Origin of the sequence: Streptomyces sp. NPDC050528, from assembly GCF_044457795.1 — a bacterium.
GTDB lineage: Bacteria > Actinomycetota > Actinomycetes > Streptomycetales > Streptomycetaceae > Streptomyces.
Genome location: NZ_JBITHH010000006.1, coordinates 368,240 through 391,634, shown reverse-complemented (window position 1 = coordinate 391,634; position 23,395 = coordinate 368,240). Strand labels below are relative to the sequence as shown.

The following is a 23,395-nucleotide window of genomic DNA, read 5'->3' as shown; positions in this document are numbered from 1 at the left end:
GGTGTACATGCGCGTGCCCGTGCCGCGGCCCCCGAACTGCCAACCGCCCCACCCCACTTGGCTCCCGGGACGAGTCACCCCGCCCCAGGAGCCGTACCGCAACGGCCAGTTGGCTATTCCTCCGTCGCTTCCGCTGCCAGGGCCGTCTGGATGAGGGACGGTTTGCGGCGGACGATGTGGAGGGCTCGGCCTGGGGGGAGGACTCGGGGTTTTACGTTGCCGAAGACGTAGCCCTCCGAGGGGGAGCAGGACATCAGGATGCCTGGGGTGTTGACCTCGTCCATGCGGCGTAGGAGCTGGTCGTTCAGGCCGCGGCCCGCGCCCGTTGCCGAGCGGGCTACCACCACGTGGAGGCCCAACTCGTGGCCCAGGGCGAGGTGTTCGAAGAGCGGGGCGAACGGGTGGTCCATGACCGTGCCGCCGCCGACCATGTCGTAGTCGTCGACGAGGACGAACAGGCGCGGGCCCGTCCACCAGTCGGCCTGGCGCATGCGGGCCGGGGTGATCTCCTGGCCCGGGACGCGGGTGCGCAGGGCTTTTGCCGAGCCGCCTACCAGTTGTTTCAGGGCCTCCAGGGCTACCGCGTGGCCCAGGCGGTATTCCTCGGGGACCGCGTCCACCAGGCCGCGGCGGTAGTCCACGACCAGGATGCGGGCCTCGGCCGGCGTGTAGCGGGCGACGACCGAGTCCGCCACCAGTCGGAGGAGGTTCGTCTTGCCGCTCTCCGTGTCGCCCACGGCCACCAGGTGCGGGGTGCGGGAGAAGTCGTGCCAGACCGTGCCGAGGGTCTCCTCGTCCTGGCCGAGCGGGATCTTGAGGCTGAGGCCGTCGCCGAGTTCGGGCTCGGGGAGTTCGGCGGCGGGGAGTCGGTGCGGGAGCATCCGGACCTGAGGGGCGCGGGGTCCGTGCCAGGCCGAGGCGATCCTGTCGACCAGGTCCGCTACGCCCTCGGAGAGGGTTTCGGGGTCCGTGGAGCCGTCGCCTCGCGGTAGCGCCGAGAGGAAGTGGAGTTTTGTCTCGACGGTCAGGCCTCGGCCGGGGATCTGGGGAACCGCGCTCGCCTTGCGGATGTCCACGACGGAGTCCATCGTGTCGCCGAGCCGGAGTTCGAGGCGGGTCGCGGACTGGTCGCGGACCGGGGCGGTGAGTTCCAGCCAGCGGGCCGTGGCGACGATCAGGTGGATGCCGTAGTTGAGGCCGCTGGTGGCGATCTGGTTGAACGTCGGGATGAACTGGTCGAAGTTCTGCCGGACCGCCGACCAGCCGTCGATCACCAGGAAGATGTCGCCGTGCGGTTCGTCGGGGAACTCCCCGGCCGCCCGGCGGCGCCGGTACGTGGACATCGAGTCGATGCCGTTGTCCAGGAAGAACTGCTCGCGCTGGGTGAGGACGGCCGTCACTTCGGCGACCGTACGGCTGATCCGCTCGGTGTCGAGGCGGGCCGCGACCCCACCGACGTGCGGCAGGCCGGTGAGCTGGGAGAGCGTGCCGCCGCCGAAGTCCAGGCAGTAGAACTGGACTTCGCGCGGGGTGTGGGTGAGAGCCAAAGCCATGATGAGGCTGCGCAGGACTGTGGACTTGCCGCTCTGTGAGCCGCCCGCGACGGCCACGTGGCCGCCCGCCCCGGCGAGGTCCACCACGAGCGGGTCACGGCGCTGGTCGAAGGGCTTGTCGACCAGGCCGACCGGGACCCGGAGCTTGCCCGCGCCGTTCCAGCGGGCCGCGTTCAGGCCGCGGTCCGGGTCCTCGCTGAGGCCGCCGAGGAGGACGTCGAGCGGGGACGCGGTGTCCAGCGGCGGCAGCCACACCCGGTGCGCGGGCGGCCCGGAGTCGCGCAGCCGGTCCAGCGCCACCGCCAGCAGGCTCTCGGCGTTCTCCTCCGCCTCGGGCTCCGGCACGACCGCGGCCGGCGCGGGAGCGCGCGGCACGATGTAACCGGTCGACCAGGGCACCACCTGTGTCGCGACCCGGGCCTGCGCTACCGCACCGCCGCGCCTGCGGTACGGGCCGGAGACATAGGCGGCGCGGAAGCGGGTGAGGGCCTCGATGCCGGACTTGAGGTAGCCGCTGCCGGGCTGGGACGGGAGTTCGTAGGCGTCGGGGACGCCGAGGACACCCCGGGACTCCATCGCGGAGAACGTGCGCAGACCGACCCGGTACGACAGGTGCGACTCCAACTGGTGCATCCTGCCCTCGTCCAGGCGCTGCGAGGCGAGCAGCAGATGCACGCCGAGGGACCGGCCGAGGCGGCCGATCATCACGAACAGCTCCATGAACTCCCGGTGCGAGGCGAGGAGTTCGCTGAACTCGTCGACGACGACGAACAGGCTGGGCATCGGGGCGAGATCCGCGCCGCCCGCCCGCGCCTTCTCGTACTCCAGGGCCGACGTGTAGTTGCCCGCCGACCTCAACAGCTCCTGGCGGCGGATGAGTTCACCGTGCAGCGCGTCCTGCATGCGCTCCACCAGGGCGGCCTCGTCGGCGAGGTTGGTGATGACGGCGGAGGTGTGCGGGAGCTCGTCCAGGCCGAGGAAGGTCGCGCCGCCCTTGAAGTCCACGAGGACGAAGTTCAGGGTCTCGGAGGAGTTGGTGAGCGCCAGGCCCAGGACCAGGGTGCGCAGCAGCTCCGACTTGCCGGAACCGGTCGCGCCGATCAGCATGCCGTGCGGGCCCATGCCGCCCTGCGCGGACTCCTTGATGTCCAGTTCCACGGGCCGCCCGTCCGCGCCGACCGCGATCGGGACGCGCAGCCGGCCGGAGCCGGTGTGCCGCCGCCACAGCGTGTCGGGGTCGAGCCGGTGCAGGTCCGCGATACCGAGCAGGGTCGTCAACTCGGTGTCGTTCGAGAGCGGTTCGACCGCGTCGGAGGTAAGACTCATCCGGTACGGCGCGATCAGCCGGGCCAGCGCCTCGGCGGCGACGGGACCGACCCGGTCGGGGCGGCCCAGCACGGTGGACTGTTCCTTGCGGCTGCGGTCCGTGCGGACCAGGGCGACCGCGTCCGGGGAGACGTCCAGGCGCAGGGTGGTGCGGCCGGGGCGCCAGGTGAGACTGTCGGAGAGGTCGAGGACGACCGCGTTGCGGTAGCCGGGACCGTCGAAGCGGTGGCCGGCCGGGATGGCCGCGCCGTCCACGATGACGACGACCAGCGGCTCGTCACGGCCGGGCACAGCGTCGGGGTCGAACGCGGGCCGCTCGGAGAACTCGCTGCCGAGCTGGTCCTCCAGATCGGTGAAGGCGGAGGCCACCATGCGCAACGGGCCCGCGCCGTCGGTCTCCTGGGGGTGCTGGTTGTGCGGCAGCCACTTCACCCACTCCCACTCGGCGCGCACCTCGTCACCGGCGCAGACCGCGATCCACAGCTCCTCCGGCGGGTGGAACAGGGCCAGTTGGGACAGCGCGGCGCGCAGCATCCCGCGCGCGGCATCCTGGTCGCCGTGCACCAACACCCGTGACCAGGACCGCAGATACAGGGCGATCGGCTGGCCGGGCACCGTGCTGTAGGCGCGGATGAAACGGCGCAGGGCGTGCGCGCACAGCGGTTCCAGGTCCTCAACGGGCTTGCTGGAGACGGGAGTCAGCCGCATCGCGAGCTGCTGGTCGCCGACGGCTATCCGCACCTCGCCGAAGTCGTCGTCCTTCACCCGGCGCTCCCACAGCCGCGTGGTGCGGACCATGGTGCGCAGCACCCGGGGCTCGGGATGCCGCCAGGCGAGGGCGAGCTGCTGCTCCACCACGGACCGCTGCACGGTACGGCGACTCTGCGCCAAGTAGCGCAGATAGTCCCGGCGTTCACCGCGCAGCCGCTGCTTGCGGTCACCGGCCTTCCGCATGACCTGGCCGATCATCATCGCGCCGGCGGCCATCACCATCATGCCGAGCGCGATGTACATGAAGACACCGCTGGACTGGCCGCCCGACCGCAGGAACAGCATCATCATCGAGACCGACATCATGGCCATCGGCAGATACGTCCACACCGCGGACGTGTCCGGAACGGTCTCCATGAGGGTCGGCGGTTCCTGGAGGACCAACTCGCCTGCGGGCATGTCGGGTCCACGACGGCGGGCAGGACGACGGAACAGGACCACGCTCAACGCTTGGGGCTCCTAACGGACTTCACGCACCGGGGCGGCATGTGGGGGCATGCACCGGAACGGGCCTCGGCACTGGCACGGTGGAGGACGCTGTCAACACCGTTGGTGGGGGCTCCCGTTGACACGCGTCGTAGGGAGTGTCAGTAGTGTGCACCCCGTCAACTCTGTACGTCCATGTCACCCCCCCGCTTCACAGGCACGCTGTTTCCCTCAGTTCCCCCCACCCCCGCACGCCGCGCCGCGTGCCCCCGTTTCGATGTCCAGGAGACGTGAGCCCCGGTATGACCGACACTTCCGTGACCGGCCTGTGCCACCTGACCGTGCGGGCCCCGGCCCGCACCATCGACCTCGCCGTGCCGTCCGACGTGCCGGTCGCCGACCTGCTGCCCACCGTGCTGCGGTACGCCGGTGAGGAGGCCGAGGAGACCGGTCTCGAACACGACGGCTGGATACTCCAGCGCCTCGGCGGCCGCCCGCTCGACGACGAGGCGACCCTCGCCTCGCTCGGGCTGACCGACGGCGAGGCGCTCCATCTCCGGCCGCGCACCGAGGCGTTGCCCGAGGTACGCCTCGACGACCTGGTCGACGGGATCGCCGCGGTCACCCGGGACCGGCTGCACGGCTGGAGCCCCGAGGCGGCCCGCCGCCTGCTGCGCGGCCTGGTCGCGGTGGCCGTACTGGCCGGTCTTGTCCTGCTGGCGCTGCCGGGCGCCCCGGCGTCGCTGCGCGCGGCGACCGCCGTAGGAACCGGGCTGTTGCTGTTGGCCGGGGCCGCGTCGGCGAGTCGGGCGGTCGACGATCCGATGACCGGCACCGTTCTCGGTCTGCTCGCGTCGCCCGCGCTCGCGATCGCGGGGTGGCTGGTGCCGGGTGGTGAGCTGAGCGGTCCGCAGGCCCACCAGGTGCTGGGGGCACGGCTGTTGGGGGCGGCGGCGGCCTGGGCGGGCGGTGCGATCCTCGCCCTCGCGGCCTCCGCGGCCCGCACCCCGCTGTTCCTCGCCTCCGCGCTCGTGGCGTTGGCCACAGCGGTGGGCGGCGTCCTGATGACGGTGTTCGACGTCCGCGTGGCGGGCGCGGCCGGGGTCGTCGCCTCGCTCACGGTGCTGCTCGGCGGTCTGGTGCCGTCGCTGTCGTTCAAGTTCGCAGGGATGCGGATGCCCGCGCTGCCCACCAACGCGGAACAGCTCCAGGAGGGCATCGAGCCCTACCGGGGCAACGACGTCGCCGTCCGCACCGAGCTCGCGGGCGAGTGGATGACCGCGCTCTACGGCGCGACGGGCGTTCTCTCGTCGGCCTGCCTGGTGGCGCTGGCCCGCCGCCCGAGCCTCCCCGCGCTGCTGGTCGCGCTGGTCCTGTCGCTGCTGCTGCTCCTGCACGGCCGGGGCCTGGTGAACACCGCGCAGCGGCTGGTGCTGGTGCTGCCGGGCGCGTGGGGCCTGTTGCTGCTCGCGTTCGGCTGGGGGCTGCGGCTGTCCGGCACCGAGCGGACACTGCTGGTCGCGGGCCTGCTCGCGGTGGCGGCGGCGCTCACGGTCGCGGTGTGGACCGTACCGGGACGCCGCCTGGTCCCGTACTGGGGACGCGCGGCGGAGATCCTGCACTCCCTGCTGGCGATCGCCCTCCTGCCGCTGACCCTGTGGCTGCTGGGCGTCTTCGGCACCCTCCGCGGCATCTTCGGCTGACCGCGTGCCGGCCCTGCGGACAAGGGACGGGTGAACCGGCCGTCGTTCCGGGCCGGTTCGAGAGCCGTCGGTCCGCGAGCACGGGCCGAGGACGTCGAACGAGAGCAGGAACCGGACGCGGTGTCACGGGCCCACCGGCCCGTCGATCCGTGAGCAGGGTCCGGGCACAGCCGAGCGAACAAGAAGCTGAACGACCAGCCGGGAGGAAAGCGTGCGGTCGAAGCGCGACCAGGTGCAAGCGCACACGTTCATGATGGGCCGCCTGACCTCGGGCATGCTGCTCGCCGACCCGGACGCACCGGAGAGCCCGCTGGGCCGTACCAGCCGGGGTGCCCTCGTCGGGCTGATCGTCGGCGTGCTGTTCTGCGCCGGGGCGCTGGTGTTCGGGCTGCTCAGGCCCGGCGGCAACGACGCCTGGCGCAGCGGCGACACCCTGATCGTCAACAAGGACACCGGCGCCCGCTACCTGTACGCCGACGGCAGGCTGCGCCCGGTGCGCAACTACGCCTCGGCCGTGCTGATCGGCGGCGCCGACCTGAAGACCACGTCGGTCGGGTCGAAGTCGCTGGCGGGCACCCCGGTCGGCAGGCCCGTCGGGATCACCGGCGCCCCCGACTCCGTACCGGGCACCGGTGACCTGGAGTCCTCGCCGTGGGAGGTCTGCTCGACTGGCTCCGGCAGCTCGACGACCCTCGTGCCGGGCGCCCCGGTGGCGACCGACCCGGTCGGCGCGAAGTCGGCGCTGGTGGTCAAGGGCCCTGACAAACACACCTACTTGGTGTGGCAGGGCAGCCGCCTTGAGCTGGACGAGGACTCGGGCGCCGCGGAGTCCCTCGGCTACGCGCCCGTGACCCCCCGCCCGGTCTCGGCGGCCTTCCTGGACGCCCTGGTGACCGGCCCCGACCTGGCCACCCCGAAGGTCGAAGGCCGCGGCACGACCGGCCCCGAACTCGGCGGCAAGGCCACCCGGATCGGCCAGGTGTTCCGCGTGGTCGCGGGCTCCGGCAACCAGGAGTACCTCCTCCAGAAGGACGGCCTCCACCCGGTGACGGACACCCAGTCGGCCCTGCTGCTGGGGGATCCGGAGACCCGCAAGGAGGCCTACGACGGAGGGGCCCCGAACGTCGTCACCATCGACGTCTCCGACCTGCGGGCCCACCAGGCACCGGGATCGGCCGGCACCGACCCCTCGGTCGCCGGGCTCCCGGACACCCCGCCGAGCGCGCTGGCCCTGGCGGCCGGCGAGTCGGTGTGCGCCCAGGTCGACCCGGCCGACGGACAGGTACGGGTGACCTCGGTCCGGGTCGCGGAGTCCGCGCTGTCCCCGACGGCCCAGGCCGACCCGACGGCGCTGACCGCGGCCTGCGTGAACGTGGACCAGGTGGTGACCCGGCCCGGACACGGCACGCTGGTACGGGCGTTGGGCGCGGCCGGCGAGACCGTCGGCGACACCACGTTCCTGGTCGGCGACGACGGCGTGAAGTACCGCATCCCGGACGCGAACGCCCTCGCCGCCCTCGGCTACGGCGGGGCCACGCCGGTGAAGGTGCCGTCCACGCTGCTGTCGATGCTGCCGACCGGCCCCGAACTCAGCGCCCGGGCAGCCGCGTCGGACTCCGGCTCGGTCGGCGCAGGTACGGGCGGCGCGGCGGCGCAGTGCGGCACGGCGAACGGAGCCGGTCCCGGCGGACGGTCCGGCATCGAGGCCGGACTTCCCGCCGTACCCGGACAGGCCCCGGCGGCGGGCGGCGGATCCCTCAACTCGGCCTCGGGGACCGCGAACTGACGAATTCACGCCGATGGAGATCGTGTTCACGCCAAAGCGGGTTCAGGCCAGAACCATTGCCCGCGGAAGCGCGTGTTCCGGTCAAGTTGCCTACCGGTAAAAGGCTTTGAACGGAAGCGGTGGGCAACCTCAGATCTTCCTCAGTTCGTTGTCAGCGCAACTTCCGTCAATCTAGGCTCAGTTGCACTCGTACCTCAGATCGACTTACGAAAGGTGGGACGATGGCTGGAGATGGCCAGCAGTCAAGCGAAGGTTCGACCCGGAACGGAATCCAGGCCCTGGAGAGCGCCTTCAGCGGCATCGTGAAGATCCGTCAGGACGTCGACAGCACCCGTTCCACCCTGGGCAGCGGCTACCAGGGCAGCGACGGCGGCCAGTACGGCCAGCTCCTCGCACAGTGGGACGGCCAGTGCAACGTCATCCTCAAGAACCTCGAGGACGTCATCGACCGGCTGAACCAGAGCCTCGTGGAACACAACAAGACCCAGGGTTCCTCGAACGACTCCATCAACCAGGCGTACAACGCGGCGCAGTCGGCCTTCGACCAGCTCGCCGGCTGACCTGCGCCCGCTTCCTCGTGACCACGCGGTCACGTCCGATCCCCCCATCGCGTAAGAGAGGCAAGCTGTGGCAGACAACCTGTCCGACGGTGTCATCTACGTCAGCTACAACCACATGTCGAACGCCGCGGACGACATGGTGGCGCAGACCAAGGCGATCGCCCAGACGCTGTCCAACCTCGAAGCGGAACTCAGCGAGCTCTCCAAGACCTGGTACGGCAACGACGCCGACACCTACCGCCAGAAGCAGGCGGCCTGGGACGGCGCGGTGCAGAACATGGAGACGCTGCTCACCTCGCACTCACAGCTCCTCAACGAGATCTCGAACGGCTACAAGTACAGCGAGAACTCGCTCAGCCAGATGTGGTCCGAGGTCACCATCGGCCGCTGAGCCGGCCGGCTCCACCGCACCGACCGGTCACCTCGCGGTCGGTGCGGTCCAGGCTCCTTCCCGTTCCGTCGCCGCGCCGTACGCCCAGGGTCGGCGCGTTCCGCCCGCGGAGGCACCCATGGCAGATCTGACCCACCTCGACTCGACCGCGCTGAAGAACTTCAAGAACACCGACGTCGCCGACTTCATCACCGACCTGGTGAACATCCGCAAGGACAACGCGGGCGTCCGGTCCCTGAAGAACCTGATCGCCGAGACCGGTGCCGGCTCCGCCCAGGGCCTCGCCAAGATCCTGCGCATCGGCCTGATGAACGGCGGCGACAGCAAGGACCCGGTCGGCGGGGCCACGCTCGTCGAGGCGCTCAAGACACAGGCGACCGCGCTGGACAAGATCCTCACCGACCAGAAGACGCTCTTCGACGACATCGACAGCGCGCTGGACGAGACGATCACCACCCTGCTGAAGACACAGGGCGACAGCCTCGACTCGATCGACGGCGAGAAGCTGCTGGACATCTTCGACACCGTCGACGGCGACATGAGCGGCAGCGACTCGAAGACCTCCTGAGGCCGGTGCGCGGCCCGCCGGCTCCCGCTGAGCCCCGGGCCCCGCACCCCGCTCCCGCCCTGTCCCCGCCCCCACATTCCCAGCAGCGGAGTTCCGCCCCATGGCCGACAGCACCCCGTCCCCCGGGACCCCCACCTACGACGCGGACGACTACTTCGCCCAGGCCGTCACCGACTTCACCGGGTACACGATCCCGACCCGGTCGAGCCTGTTCACCAAGCTCAGCAGCTCGAACAGCGACGACTTCGCCGACCTCAAGCTGTTCCGGATGGACATCCAGGGCATCGACATGAGGTCGGTGACCGCGGCCGACTACTCGGCGATCGGCGGCTGGCAGGTCAACAAGGGCGAGGACTACGACCTGGCCTTCTACGACGCCGGCGGGGACGGCGCGCACGACAGCGTGAGCATGAAGAAGGCGCGGATCGTGATGATCGGCGTCACCGTCGACGAGAACGGCCGCGCCACGCTCTGGAGCGGCGGCGAGGTCACCGGCGGCGGCGCGTTCGAGGGCTCGTACTCGCACACCCAGTGGGACTCGGGGCCCATGGCCCAGTACATCTCGGGCAGCAAGCTGGTCCTCGACCACCTGCTGGCGTCGCCGTACAACACGCAGGGCTTCGAGTACAGCGGGCTGTCGGTCGTCGACGACAACGCCGTCGACATGCTGTCCTTCGAGACCACCGGGCAGTCCTTCGACCGGGTGGTGCAGTTCTTCAAGGACCACTCGGACATCGTCGACAAGTGGATGACCTCGCTCGGCGAGGACCAGGCGGCCTGGAAGGGCAAGGCGGCCAGCCTCTTCTGGCATCTGCTGGACGAGCTGAAGACCAACTACAACGGCTACGTCTCGCAGTTGGGCGGCAGCGACTACACGCCGACCAACAGCACCCTCGGCGGCTACGTCCCGAAGTCGAAGCTGAGCGACGCGCTGGCCGCCGCGCAGACGGCCCTGAAGAACGCGGTCACCGCGCTCCAGGCCGCGTGGACCGACTGGGCGTCGGACGGCCAGCACGACCCGCACTACCACGTGAAGAAGATCCTCGACGAGATCAGTCAGTGGGTCATCAACAACAACATCAACCACGTGCTGTCGTCGACGACGTCCACCTACAGCGAGTACGGAGGCGGCGACTACACCTCCTACTCCACGGACGCCAACTTCAAGCAGAACGTCCCCGAGTACGGCGACCTCACCCAGCACACCACCTGGCAGAAGGTCGCCGACGCCGCCGTCAAAAGCTGGTCGGACCACGCGGACTCCAAGCTCAAGCAGCCGTCCATCGACGCGCTCAGCGCCGTGAAGAACGCCTGGGCCGACGTACAGGACGCCTTCGACGACGAGATCAAGAACAAGAACAACGAGTCGCTCTCCGAGGTCCTCCAGAAGGAGGAGAACGAGATCGCCGAGGACGAGGCGAAAGAGAACAACGACAAGCTCAACGAGAACCTGAACAACCTCGGTGACAACCTCAACAACCTCGGCGACAACTTCAACAATCTCAACGACAACCTGAACGACAACCTCAACAACCTCGGGGACAACCTCAACAATCTCAACGACGGCCTGAACGACAACCTGAACAACCTCGGCGACGGCCTCAACAACCTCGGCACAAACCTCAACACCAATCTGAACGACAGCCTCAACAACATTGGTGACGGCCTGAATTCGAGCCTCAACAACCTGAACGACGATCTCGGCAACAGCCTGAACAACGTCGGCAGCGGGCTCGACGACCTCAACACCAACAGCCTGTTGAACGACAGCGGTCTGAACGGCGACGGTACGAACGGCAACGACCCGACCCAGCTGGCCAGTTCCATCCTCAACGGCGGCCTCAACCCGAATTCGTTCCTGACGAGCAGCGACCCCACCAAGAGCGGCTCGACCACGCTCAACTCCCCGACCGGGGGCACCACTCAGCTCAACGGCGACGGCAGCCTCACCACGACGTTCCCGGACGGCTCGACCCAGACCATCGACCCGTCGACCGGCCTGGTCACCACCACCAACCCGGACGGCACCACCTCGGTCTCCCAGCTCAACCCGGGCACCAGCATCACCAACCCGGACGGCTCGACGACCACGCTCAACGACGACGGAACGCTCACCACCAAGTTCCCGGACGGCACGACCCAGACCCTCAACCCGGACACCGGCCAGGTCAGCACCACGAACCCGGACGGCTCCACCTCGGTCTCCCAGCTCAACCCGACCGACGGCTCCTTCACCACCCCGGACGGCTCGACGGCCCAGCTCAACGCCGACGGCTCACTGACCACGAAGTTCCCGGACGGCTCCACCGAGACCCTCAACCCGGACACCGGCCAGGTCTCCGTCACCGACCCTTCCGGCAACGTCACCACCACGCACCTCAACCCGGGCGACTCCTTCACCAACCCGGACGGCTCGACCACCACGCTGAACGACAACGGCACGCTGACCACCAAGTTCCCGGACGGCTCCACCCAGACCCTCAACCCGGACACCGGCCAGCTCACCACCACCGACCCGTCGGGCCACACCACCACCACCGACATCGACGGCACCGACCTCCCCTCGTCCTCGCTGAACACGAGCGGCCTCAACACCAGCGGTCTCGACACGAGCGGCCTGGACACGAGCGGGCTGAACAACGGCACCAGCCTCGACACCAGCGGCCTCAACACGACGGGCCTCAACAGCGGCGGCCTCAGCGGCGGCGGTCTCAACTCGTCCTCCGGCGGCCTGGATTCGGGCCTCGACAGCGGCTACGACGACTACGACAGCACCCCCTACACCGGCGGCGCGCTGCGCTCCGACTCCCTCGACACCGCCGCTCTCGGCGCCTCCACCGGAGAGCAGAGCGCGTCCAGCGGCACCCCGCTCAACCCGATGGGGATGGGCGGCATGGGAGGCATGGGCGGCGGCGGTATGGGCGGTGGCGGCGGCGGTGGCCAGGGCGGCACCAGCGAGCGCACCCGCGCCGTCCTCACCGACCCGTCCAACGGCAGCACCCGGCGCGGCCGGACCAACCGCGCGGCATCCGTGGACGAGGACGAGGACGTCGTCTACACCCGGCCCACCACGTCCAGCGCCCCGTACCCGGTGGGCGGCCCCGGCGCCAACGGCGCCGGACAGAACGGCCGTTCGACCGAGAGCGGCGACCGCGCCCGGGACGCGTGGCTCACCGAGGACGAGGACGTCTGGGGCACCGACGAGGGCGGTTCGCCGGCGGTGATCGGCCGATGAGCAGCGAGTCGATCGAGCAGCGACTGGCCAAGGCGGTCGCCGAACTGGAGGCCACCGAGGCCGCCGTGGCCCGCGCCGAGAGCGAACTCGCCCACGCCGAGAGCACGGTGCGCTCCGCCGACCGCGCGGTCGAGGTGACCGTCAGCGCCCAGGGCGACCTGCGCGACCTGACCTTCCTGGACGACAAGTACCGCACGATGCCCGCGGGTCAGCTCGCCGCGAGCGTCCTGGAGGCCGTGCAGGAGGCCCGGGCCCGGATGGCCCGGCACGTCATGGCCACCTTCGAGCCCTTCACCAAGGCCAACCCCGAGGCACCCGAGATCACCGGTTTCGACGTGGACTGGAACAAGATCTTCGGGCCCGGCGTCCTGGAGGGCCCCAAGGGCGGCCGACGGCGCGGGGCCGGCCGGCTCCGCGACGAGATCAGCGAAGACCCGGAGGACTGAGAAGACGATGGCTTCGAACGCCTACTCCGCCACCCCGCCCGCGCTCGTCGCCGGCACCCGGCAGATCGAGCAGATCAGCCGGCTGGCCAATGAGATGATCAACGAGTTCATCACGGATGTGTCGTCCACTTCCGGCTGGCCGGGAGACAACGACAGCTACGCCCAGCAGATGCGGCCGCAGGAGAAGCAGCAACGGGAGGGCTCCATCACGACCGGCTCGTCCCTCTCCGAGGCGATCGTCAGCGTCGGCGACGGCACCCTCACCAACCTCAAGAGCGTGCTGGGCACGCAGAACGGCGCGCTCGACGCCATCCACGACTCCAGCATCAACACGGGCGACACCGACGGTGGTTCGCACGGCGGAAAGCACTGACACAGCGGATCGCCCCTGATGACCATCCACGCGTCGCCCCAGCTGAACAACCTCATGTTCGTGCTCATCGGCGAGAAGTTCCTCCAGGCCGACGAGGACATGGCATTCGCCAACGGCAAGCCGTACGAGCGGCTGGGCCGGCGCATGCGTGACCTCTCGGACCTGATCGAGCAGACCGCCGGTGGGGTGGGGCGCGCGCTGCCGCCGCAGGTCGGGAACAACTATGTGCGGGCGATGCACATGTTCCTCGACAGCGGCGGCGTCAACTACCTGAAGGATTTCGCCGACCAGCTCGACAGCATCGGGCAGTCCCGCACCAAGTCCTCCATGGACATCATGGAGTCGAAGTGGCAGATCATCGCCGAACTGGTGCGGCTGCTCATCGAGTTGCTCGTCATCGCGGTGCTGTCCGCCTTCACCGGGGGTTCCGCCTCCAGCCAGGCCGCGGTGGCGAAGGCCCGCAGCCGGGTCGCCATTCTCACGCTGATGGAATGGCTGATGAAGAAGACGCACCTGATGCCCAGCATCACGGAGGCGATCGAAGAGGCGTTCACGACGTTCGCGGTACGGCTGGCCATGATGCTGGGCGCGCCCAAGGGCCGCCGCCCGCACGGGTTCGACTGGTCGCAGATCGTCCAGGACGGTGTCTTCGGCGCGTTCACCGGCCTGTTCCACGGTGTGCTGTCGGACATCGGCAAGAGCCTGAAGAACAACTTCAAGAACATCTTCAACAGCCACAACCCGTTCAAGGACATCACCGACAACGGGAAGAAGTTCAACAACCACAAGTTCGACAACCCCGACGTCAACACGAAGCCGAACCCGAAGCCGACGCCGACCCCGAACCCGAAGACCACGCCCACCCCGACACCGACCCCGCATGTCACGCCGACCCCTACCCCGACGCCCACACCTAAACCGAAGACCTTCGGCGACAAGCTGAAGCACGAACTCGGCGAGGACTTCGAGCACTTCCTCACCGAGGGCGGCGCGGAGACGCTCGGCGAGATCGCCACGGCGTCCATCTACGGCTTCCCCATCGACCCCCTGAACACCTTCCTGGGCGCCGGCCTCAGCTCGATGAGCGAACGCCACCTGGGCCAGGGCGCGGGCGCGATCGGCAACAAGTTCAACTTCACCACCCCGCCGCAGGTGAACACCCTGGGCACGGCGGACATCCCCGACGGCGACACGAACTCCAACTCCAACACCAACTCCGGTTCGGACAGCGACTCTTCGACCTCCTCGACGAACGTCCCGTCGTCCGATTCGTCCACCACGTCGGGCCCCGGCCCCATCAACACGACGTCCGGCAAAGGCAGTTCCTCGACGAACACCCCGCCGACGGAATCCAGCGACGTCGACACGAACATCACCGACCCCCACTTCGACGAGGTGAAGGTCGACGGGGGAGACCTCCAGAGCAACATCCCGCACGGGACGACGAGCACGTCGGGCGGGGGCAGTTCGCAGTCCAACACCCCTACGCCCACGAGCCATACGCCCACGCCGACGCGGGACCAGCCCGACACGAACACCACCGACGAGCCACAGAGCACCGGCCAGCAGAACGACACCTCGGAAACGACCGTCGTGCCGCCGAGTACGAGCACGAGCACGAGCACGAGCACGACCGGGTCCGGCTCGCCCTCGGACACCTCAACTCCGGCCCCCTCGCCGGACGTTCCGGTCGCGAACGGATCCAACACCGGCGTCGTGCCGCCGACTACGACCACGGGGACGGGTCCGGGTACAGGCGCGAGCACGACCGGTTCCGGTGCCCCCGCTTCGAGCGGGGCGGGGACGAACACCGGTAGTCCGACGTCCGGTTCCGGTTCCGGTACGTCCTCGAACGGTGGTGGCAACCCGCGTACTACGACGACGGGGCGCCCGGAGAACACGAGTTCCGACAGCACCGGCACGGACACCACGGACGCCACGAACACCCCGCAGACCACCGGCACGGAGGGCATCGACACCTCCCACTCCGATCCCGGCACGGTCAGCAACACCGGCACCGACACGAACACCGGGACCGACAGCAACACCGGCACCGACACGAGCACGAGCACGGACACTCACACCAACACCGACCTCCCCACCCCCGTCGCCACCACCAGCAACAGCGCGCCCCCTACGACCAGTTCGGCACCGGACACGACCCCCGCGCCCGAGGTGACCCAGCCGTCCCACTCCGGTACTGCCACGCCTGCGCCGACACCGACTCCCGCCCCCGTCCACACCTCCTCGGACCTCTCGTCCAGTACCCCCACCCCCGATCCCGTCGTACTCAGCCCCTCCCCGGCGCCCAACACCACACCGGAGCCCGGGAGTTACGAGGAGGCGCGGGCCGAGGTGACGCCCTCGGAGCGGAGTCACACCTGGGTCGATCCGGTGTCCCGGCCCCTCGGGGCGGACGGTACGCGGACGCAGTACGTCGTGCGGGCCGGTTTCGCCGTGCGGCGGTTCAGCCACGGCGGGGAGCCGGTCACCGATCTCACCGTCACCTACCGGCTCACCGGCAACCCGAGCCTGGGGCCGCAGGTCGACGGCGTTCAGCAGCGGCTGACGGACGGTGTGCAACGGGTGTTCAACGCCCCGGGGCACCGGCTGGGGGACGGGAGCCTGTTGCGTGTCACCGTCGTGCCCGCCGCTCCGGGCGAGACCGCGCACCTCGATGTCACCCTCACCGACCCGACGGACGGGATCCCGGCCACCCACCACTCGTGGCCGGCCGACATCTCGGACTCCGATCTCGCCCACGAGGTCGGTCACCAGCTCGGCCTGCGCGACGAGAGCGGCTTCGACTCGGCGGCCCCGCAGCGCGGCGGCACGAACAGCCTGATGGGCGACCCCACCCGGTTCACGCCCACGCCGGACCCGGACCCGGCGTACGCGTCGGGTGGGCTCAGGCCCCGTCACCTCGCACTGATCGGCACCCTGGTCGGCGACCCCGCGGACGACCACCGGGGTGGTGCCGGACGTCGGGGACCGGTCAAGGGCGCGCCCGGCGCGGACCCGCCCGCACCGCCCACCACCCCCGTCGAGCAGCACCACACCGCGCCGACCCCGGTGGCCACCACGTCCACCGACACGCCGGACACCCATCCGACGCATCCGGTGACCGAGACGGAGACCGAGCCGGAGCCCGAGACCGTTCCCGTCGTCGTTCCCGCGGTCGTGTCGGTCCCCGACATCACCCTGACCTCCCCGGAGGGCGACACCACCGACCCGACCGACCCGACCGACCCGACCGACGTGGTGGCCGGCGGTGGCCGTCCCACCTCCTACCTCGGTGGCTACGGGCGGCGCCACGACGGCCAGTTGGGGCTCGTGCACGTGGAGCCGTTCTCGCCGGACCTGGTCGACGGGCTGCACCGCCAGGTGCTCACCGCGCTCGGCCGGCCCGCCCCGGGACCCAACGACCCCGTGCTCACCCAGCTCCAGGACGTGCTCTCGGCGGAGCAGATGGCGCTGAACATGCCGTATCTGCGCAGCCTCGGCGGGCACCGGATCGTCCTGGACCTCGACGGCGCCGCCCGCGAGGTGGACGTACGGCTGTCGCTCGACGACATGCGGCCGTCCGTGCGGCAGGGCGCGCTCGACGGGAGTGATCCCGACAAGCATGTGGAGCGGCGCGGGCAGGGCACCCGGGAGATCGTCTCCGCGCAGCCGTCCGGCACGTTCTCGACGATCCCGGTGCCGTGGACCGGTTCGGTGCCGGTCGGCGCGGCGGGCCCGGTCCGCGGGGTGGACATCGCGCTGGGCGCGACCATCACGCACAATCAGGCGGACGGTTCGACCACCGTCACCCAGGTCGTGCAGACCACCAGCGCCCAGCGCAGCAACGAGCCCTCCAGCGCCTACGACTTCACCGGCAACTGGCAGGTGCGCGTGGACGCGCCGGCCCCGGGCACGGACGTAGCGCAGACGGACGTGGCGAATGCGGATGCGGCGAATGCGGGGGACGCAACTGACGCAGCGGATACGGCCGTTGTCGTCGCGACCCCCGATCCCGCGCACGACTGGCGGCCGGCCGAGCAGCACGGGCCGGTCACCATCTGGTTCCCGCAGCACCTCGTGGACGCCGAGACGGATCCCGGGCAGGAGTTGCCCGCGCCCGCCGACATCAGGACGCTGCCGATCTACGGCGTGGACTCGGTGCTGAATCCGCGGCGGCTGTACGAGGGGGCCGCGGAGAACTTCCGGGACGACCTGGACGAGACGTCGTCGGCGCAACTCGCGGACTTCCTCAGCGAACCGATTCTGCGGGGCACGTTGCCGATGCAGGTCGAGGGCGGGCTGTACTCGCCGGTGCTCACCGACGCGCGCGGACGCGCGGTCGGCATGATGCGGCTGGACGCGACGGTCCGGGGCACCACCCCGGTGGCCAAGAGCCTCGACAAGAAGATCAACCTCGAAAGCCATGTCGTCAACTCGGTGAAGAACGACCAGAACACGTCGTTCAACAGCGGGGTGACCTTCACCGGCAGTGTCGGCCCGACCTTCACGAGCGACCACGCCCTGGGACACCCGAACGCCTCCCACGGCATCGGCGGCACCGTCAACGGCAAGGGCACCGCGAGCCTCGCGGCGCAGAACGTGTTCGGCACCAGCAACCTCGCGGGCACCATGCACGCGGTGCGCACCAACCGCAGCCATCTGCTGACCGAGGCGGACGTCGAGTACACCCTCACCCTGATCCGGCCCGACGGCTCCATCTCCACCTATGCGCCCGGGACGTGGACCCACGCCCTCGATCTGCGGGTGCTCAGCGCCGAGGACGCGGCGGGGCACGAGCCGAGTGCGGACGAACTCCGCGAGCTGCCGCACGAGTTGGAGAACCTGGAGTCGGTCGGGCAGTCCACCGCGCCGCTCGGCGTGGACGAGGGCGACGCGGATCCGCTGTTCGACGACGCGGAGACCTGGCTGCGGGACCACGGCTTCCTGCCACCGCCGGCGAATGCCCCGCACCGGGGCCGACTGCCCGACGAGACGCTGGTGCAGGCCCAGTTGAACAACCTGCGGCGGCTTCAGGAGCTGCGTTCCCCGCTCGGACTGCGCGCGGCGACGGACTCCATGGTGGACGGCGGCCACTCGCTGTTCCTGGAGGTCCCCTCGGTGACGGGACGGCGCCGGGTACGGCTGGAGCTGGGCGCGCAGCGCGACCCGAACCGGCCGGTGGAGCACCGCACGGTGCTGCCCAACATCCAGGTCATGGGCCTCGCGCAGGCGGCCGGCGGCGGCACCGCCCGGCTCGGCAACACCTACGGCCTGGGCGCCGGGTTCGGCGGCGGCCTCACCGTGCCCACCCCGCACGGCGGCGCGTGGACCCTGAACGCCACCGGCGACTACCAGTACGTAGGCCAGGCCAGCCTCGGCAACACCACGGGCACCACGCTCGGCCACGACCAGTTCTTCATCGGCACCGGGCAGGACACCCACGAGTTCGGGGTACCGGCCCGCCTCACGCTCGACCTGTACGAAGGCTCGGGCCAGGAGCCGGTGGTCCGGTTCGGCGAGGTGGCACCGCCCGACCAACAGGCCCAGCCCGACCCGGAGTTGGGACTTCAGGTCCCCCACGAGCGGGGTGTCGCGGGCACGATCCGGCTGGCCGTGCCGCACGAGCGCACGGTGGACGGGGCCGACGCGCAGCCCGCGCCGGACGGCGAGCCGTTCACCGTACGGCAGGTCACGCAGGAGGACCGGGACCGGCTGGCCCTGACGGACCCGACCACCGGCGATCCGCACCCGGACGTGATCCGGGTCCCGGACGACGCCCTGATCGACGTGGTGCGCGGTTCGGGAGCACTTCAGGACGCCTTCCGGCGGATCGTGACGGGTGCGGGCGTCGACACCGACACCGACTCCGGCACCGGTGACGACAGCAGCACCGACACCAACGCCGAACCGGTCGCCCCTCCCGGCCGTGTCTCCCGGCTGGTGGACAACTTCACCGGGTTCCTGAGCAGTTCACTGGTCGGCAGTCCCTTCGCCGACACCACCACCGTGAGCGCCGAGTCCCGGATCACCGCGCTCTCACCCGGTTCGCTGGTCGGCCGCGGGCACCAGATCTTCAGCGGCACCTATGTGGTCGAGGGGCTGACGCTGCCCGGGCTCGGCGCCGACGGGCAGATAGCGATCGAGATCGAGGCCGTCGCCCACACGCCCCGGCTGACGCAGAGCGTCAACCAGTACCTGGAGACCGGCATCTCCGCCGCCGACTCGGCGCAGCAGCTCAAGGGCCTTGGAAAAACACACCAGTTCGGGGTCGGGGGCTCGGCGACCCAGAACAACCCGCCGACTCCTCCCGCGAGTTCGCTGCCCGCCGGGTCCCCGACACCCACGCCGGCCACGCCGTCCCGCTTCAACCCGTCGGGGCGCTACCAGTACGACCGCAAGAGCGACAAGTCCGACACCCTCACCAGCGGCACCGGCACCAACCGGACCCCCACCCAGTCGGGTCTCCAGCACCGGATCACGGCCGACGTCACCTACCTGATCACCGTACGGTCCGGGCACCGCAACGTGATCGCCAACTCCCTCGGGTTCGGGCCGGGGGAGACCGTCACGCTCGCCGTGGACGTGCCGCGCGGGCTCCAGTTCCTCATGACGGAGAGTCAACTCCGGCGCGACGGACGGTGGATGGGCGCCCTGCCCGAGCGCCCGGCCGACCCGTCGACGACCGGTCTCACGAGCCCGTCCCTGCCCAACCGGTACATCCACGACGGCACCCTCGGCCTGGCCGCGGTCAACTCGGTCACCGAGTTCTCCGACCCGGGCACGGGCCCGACCCCGACCCCGCCGATCGAGCAGCGCTCCCGATTCCACAACGACGTACGGGAGTTGGTGGACCGCTACGCCCCCGGCGCGACCACCCCCGGCCACGCCTCCTACCTGCCCGGTGTCGCCGCGCTGATCGCGGACAACACCGGGGTCGCCGGGAAGCGCGCGCTGATCGGGCGCGGCGGCGGACAGACCCGGTTCAGCTTCCGGCACCACCGGTTCGGCGGCTCGGCCCTGGTCGAGGTGACGTTCTCGGCCCGCCCCACGAGCACCGCCGCGCACCGGGGCACCGTGCGAGGCACCGCCGTTCCGGGCGAGAAGTCCGGTATCGAGCAGTGGGGTGCGCACACGGCGGAGGGCCGTTCGCTCTCCTCCTCGGAGAGCCGGACGCACCGTCTCGCCGGCAACCCGACGGCCCGTTTCAGCCGCCCCGACGCCGACGAACGTACGGACCGGCTCGGCCCCTCCCTCAACGTGGTCGCCACGTCCAGCAAGGTCGACAAGAGCGGACGTACTGCCGAGGACCGGTTCTGGCTGCGCACCGACAGCGCCGCCGACTTCGACGGCCTGGACTACGAGTTGGTCGCCACCGTCCGCACCACCCTGGTCACCGACTGGCCGCCCAACGTGGTGGGCGCGCTGGTGCAGCGCGGGTTCATCGCCTGGGACGACGCCGACCCGCAGACCCGCTCCTGGATCGGCCGCACCCTCTCCGGCGAACTCGGCGGCCAGGTCCGGGTACCGGCCCAGGTCAGCCTGCGCTTCACCGGCAGCGAGACCGACGGCACCCGGCCCCCGCTGCCCGCGCCTCCGCCGCCCTCGGTGTCCCGGGTCGACCCCCGCCAACTCCCCGCAGCACAGCCCGCGTTGCGGGACGCGGACCTGTTCCACCCGACCGGTTCCGTCCCCGTCTACGGCTTCGACGGCTGGAGCCAGCTGTACACCGCCCTCGACCAGGTGGCCCCGGACACCGGGAGCGGCTGGCGATCCGTGCCGGCCTCGACCTCCGACGAGAACGCGTCGGTACGGCTCGGCGAACTCATCCAGGCCGGCACGATCTCGCTGGACACACCCCGGCAGACCGGCGGCATGCTGCCGGCGATGCCGGGCGCGTTCCCGCTGCAGAACGCGCCGGACCAACGGCCCACGCTCACCGTCTCGTTGTACCGGCCGAGGGTGGTCACCGACGGCGGCGACGTGACCCTCGACCGGCTGCGGATCAGCACCCGGAGCAGCAGCACGGTCTCCGGCGCCGACACCATCGGCGGGCTGTCACTGCCGTTCGTCCTGAGCGCCGACGACCCCGACCGCAACCTCCTCGGCGCGACCCCGCCGGTGCTCCAACGGCCCGTGGACGCGAGCAACTTCGGCAGCGGAGTCTCCGGCGGCCGCCGCGACTGGCTCAAGACCGGCAGCACCAGCCTCCCCGCCGACGGCCGCGGCACCCGCAGCTACGAGGTGCGGGCCGACGTCCACATCCAGGTCACCGGCCCCGAAGGCGTCCGCCATGTCACCGGTACGGCCACGATCCGCATCGAGGAACGCGACGCCCTCGGCCACGGCATCACCGAGCCCAACCCGCTGCCCCAGGTCTACGACCTCCCCGCCCTGCTCACCGAAGGCACCGGCACCGCGCCGGAGGACTGGGCCACGACCCGGCTGGGGGACGTCCGCAACAACCTCAACGCGGGCGTCGACCTCACGGACGACGGCTTCCAACTCTGGGTGGCCACCGGCCCCGACCCGGACGGCTCCCGCCTGACCCTGGCCCTCTACGCCGCGTCCCGCGCGGCCCGGGACAACGGGCGCCCGGTGGAACTCGTCACCCGGGGCCCGGAAGGCCTGCGCATCTGGCCCTTCGACCCGGACGGCACACCGACCGGGCCGCACAACCAGGCCTGGGCGGACTTCGAGCGCGAGGCCGCCGCGTTCGACCAGGCCGAGGCCGACCACACGGCGGCGCTCGACGACGAATACGAGCAGCGGGAGCTACGGCCCGACGCGCAGGACGCCCTGAACGAGGCGGCCATCGCGCTGACGAAGGCGGCGGACGAGGCGCACCGGACCGACACGGCCGCGACCACCGCCGAACAGGCCGCGGACCAGGCCGAACAGAAGCTCCAGAACCTCATCACCCGCGAGAAGACCCTGGTCGGCGGGATCTCCGCGGCCCGCCGCACGATCGGCCCGCTCACCGACGCGGTCTCCGACGGCGAACGCCGGGAGCTGCGTCTCCGGTCCGACATCAACACCGCCCGCCGGGAGTTGGCCGACCTCACGGCCCGCGCGGCCGAGGCCGCGACGCCGAGGCCCTCCGGCTCCGGCCCCGCCTCCGGCGACCCGGAGAACGCTCCGGTGCCGGGCCCGTCCGACACGGACGGCGCCACGACGGTCGAGAACGCGACGCCGGACGAGGTCGTGGCACTCGCGCCGGAAACGGTCACGCAGGACTCGGATACGCCGGGCACGGACACGTCGGACACCGTCGCGCCGGACACGGTCGTAGAACCCGCGCCCGCCCCCGCCGTAGAACCTGCCCCCGCCGTAGACCCCCGTCTCACCCAGCAGATCGCCGAAGTCACCGCGAAGATCGGCAAGTTGGACGCCGATCTCGCCGAGGTGCGGGCCGGTCTTGAGCGGGACGGTGCCGCGCTCCGGGATGCTCAGGCCGGTCTGGACCGTGACGTGGCGGCCCTGAACGAGGCGCGGGCGCAGCTTCCCGGCGTCAAGGCCACGGCCGGCACCCGGCGTTCGGAGGCCGAGACCGCGCGCGGGCAGGCCGAGGACGCGGCGCTGGTCCACGAGGACGCACGCGAGAACCACGAGCGGGCGGCGCGGACGCTCGACGAGATCGACACCCGGATCGACAACGCCCTCGGCAGGCGCGACGACGCCACCGCCCGTCGAGCCGCGGCGGAGACCGCGCTGCCCGGCGTCACCGGCCCGGTGCTGGCCGTCGCCCCCTCGACCCTGCCCACCTCGCGCACGACGCTGGCCTCGGTCGCCCCGCGCTGGCCGGGCTCGGGCCGCCCCCGTACGGCGGGCCCCTCCACCGGCAACGCACCGCTCGCGGGCGACGGCGACACCTCAGAGGGCGACGACAACTCGACGACGGAGAACGACGATTCGGGGAGCGAGGCCAGTTCGGACGCGGACACCGAACTGACCACTCCCGACCCGACGTCCCTCGTCCCGCCGAAGGACGGTCCGCCGACCGGCGACGGCGACACCACCGGCGGGGACCAAGGCGGCACGTCCGGCGACCCCGGCACGACCTCCGCCCAGGACAGCGCGTTCGACGCCCTGGTGGGCAACACCCCCATCACGTCCACCGACTCGCACACCACACCGGCGGACCCGGGCACCGACGCAGAGCCGGACCCGGACGCGGCCAAGACCGACGTCAAGGGCAAGGGCAAGGCGCCTGCCCAGGACGACACCAACGGCACGTCACAGGACCCCGGTTCATCC

Annotated in this window: 10 protein-coding genes (1 of these 10 only partly in view); 9 read left to right on the top strand and 1 reads right to left on the bottom strand. The window is 70.8% G+C overall.

The window, feature by feature from the left end:
• Positions 1-113 precede the first annotated feature (113 nt).
• Positions 114-4,049 (bottom strand): type VII secretion protein EccCa, encoded by a 3,936-nt coding sequence (eccCa, locus tag ACIBK4_RS22985; RefSeq protein WP_398996955.1) that lies wholly within the window; start codon positions 4,047-4,049, stop codon positions 114-116.
• 329 nt (positions 4,050-4,378) lie between these two features.
• Between eccCa and eccD the strand changes: the two genes are divergently transcribed.
• From eccD to ACIBK4_RS22940, 9 genes are all read left to right on the top strand, one after another.
• Positions 4,379-5,779: a type VII secretion integral membrane protein EccD gene (gene eccD / locus ACIBK4_RS22980; RefSeq protein ID WP_398996953.1), complete on the top strand. Its 1,401-nt coding sequence runs from the start codon at positions 4,379-4,381 to the stop codon at positions 5,777-5,779.
• 211 nt (positions 5,780-5,990) lie between these two features.
• Positions 5,991-7,565, top strand: coding sequence for a type VII secretion protein EccB (eccB, locus tag ACIBK4_RS22975; protein WP_398996951.1), 1,575 nt, complete (start codon positions 5,991-5,993; stop codon positions 7,563-7,565).
• A 221-nt stretch (positions 7,566-7,786) separates the two neighbouring features.
• Positions 7,787-8,125: a hypothetical protein gene (locus tag ACIBK4_RS22970; protein WP_033285066.1), complete on the top strand. Its 339-nt coding sequence runs from the start codon at positions 7,787-7,789 to the stop codon at positions 8,123-8,125.
• 67 nt (positions 8,126-8,192) lie between these two features.
• Positions 8,193-8,516: a WXG100 family type VII secretion target gene (locus tag ACIBK4_RS22965; protein ID WP_366429277.1), complete on the top strand. Its 324-nt coding sequence runs from the start codon at positions 8,193-8,195 to the stop codon at positions 8,514-8,516.
• 118 nt (positions 8,517-8,634) lie between these two features.
• The gene (locus ACIBK4_RS22960; RefSeq protein WP_398996948.1) at positions 8,635-9,084 is read left to right on the top strand and encodes a type VII secretion system-associated protein; all 450 of its coding nucleotides are present in this window, start codon (positions 8,635-8,637) and stop codon (positions 9,082-9,084) included.
• A 100-nt stretch (positions 9,085-9,184) separates the two neighbouring features.
• Positions 9,185-12,319, top strand: a complete 3,135-nt coding sequence (locus tag ACIBK4_RS22955; RefSeq protein WP_398996946.1) for an AAWKG family protein — start codon at positions 9,185-9,187, stop codon at positions 12,317-12,319.
• Positions 12,316-12,765, top strand: a complete 450-nt coding sequence (locus tag ACIBK4_RS22950) for a YbaB/EbfC family nucleoid-associated protein (RefSeq protein WP_366429280.1) — start codon at positions 12,316-12,318, stop codon at positions 12,763-12,765. The genes ACIBK4_RS22955 and ACIBK4_RS22950 overlap by 4 nt, the downstream gene beginning before the upstream one ends.
• 7 nt (positions 12,766-12,772) lie before the next feature.
• Complete coding sequence (locus ACIBK4_RS22945) at positions 12,773-13,138, top strand: hypothetical protein (protein ID WP_398996943.1); 366 nt, start codon at positions 12,773-12,775, stop codon at positions 13,136-13,138.
• A gap of 18 nt (positions 13,139-13,156) precedes the next feature.
• Positions 13,157-23,395 carry the 5' portion of a hypothetical protein gene (locus ACIBK4_RS22940; protein WP_398996941.1) on the top strand. Its footprint extends 26,184 nt past the window's final position, so the window shows 10,239 of its 36,423 coding nt (coding positions 1-10,239); it begins with the start codon at positions 13,157-13,159; the stop codon falls past the right edge of the window.

Coding starts and splice junctions, on each gene's coding strand:
- eccCa (WP_398996955.1), bottom strand. CDS start 4,049: ATGCCCGCAGGCGAGTTGGTCCTCCAGGAACCGCCGACCCTCATGGAG.
- eccD (WP_398996953.1), top strand. CDS start 4,379: ATGACCGACACTTCCGTGACCGGCCTGTGCCACCTGACCGTGCGGGCC.
- ACIBK4_RS22970 (WP_033285066.1), top strand. CDS start 7,787: ATGGCTGGAGATGGCCAGCAGTCAAGCGAAGGTTCGACCCGGAACGGA.
- ACIBK4_RS22960 (WP_398996948.1), top strand. CDS start 8,635: ATGGCAGATCTGACCCACCTCGACTCGACCGCGCTGAAGAACTTCAAG.
- ACIBK4_RS22955 (WP_398996946.1), top strand. CDS start 9,185: ATGGCCGACAGCACCCCGTCCCCCGGGACCCCCACCTACGACGCGGAC.
- ACIBK4_RS22950 (WP_366429280.1), top strand. CDS start 12,316: ATGAGCAGCGAGTCGATCGAGCAGCGACTGGCCAAGGCGGTCGCCGAA.
- ACIBK4_RS22945 (WP_398996943.1), top strand. CDS start 12,773: ATGGCTTCGAACGCCTACTCCGCCACCCCGCCCGCGCTCGTCGCCGGC.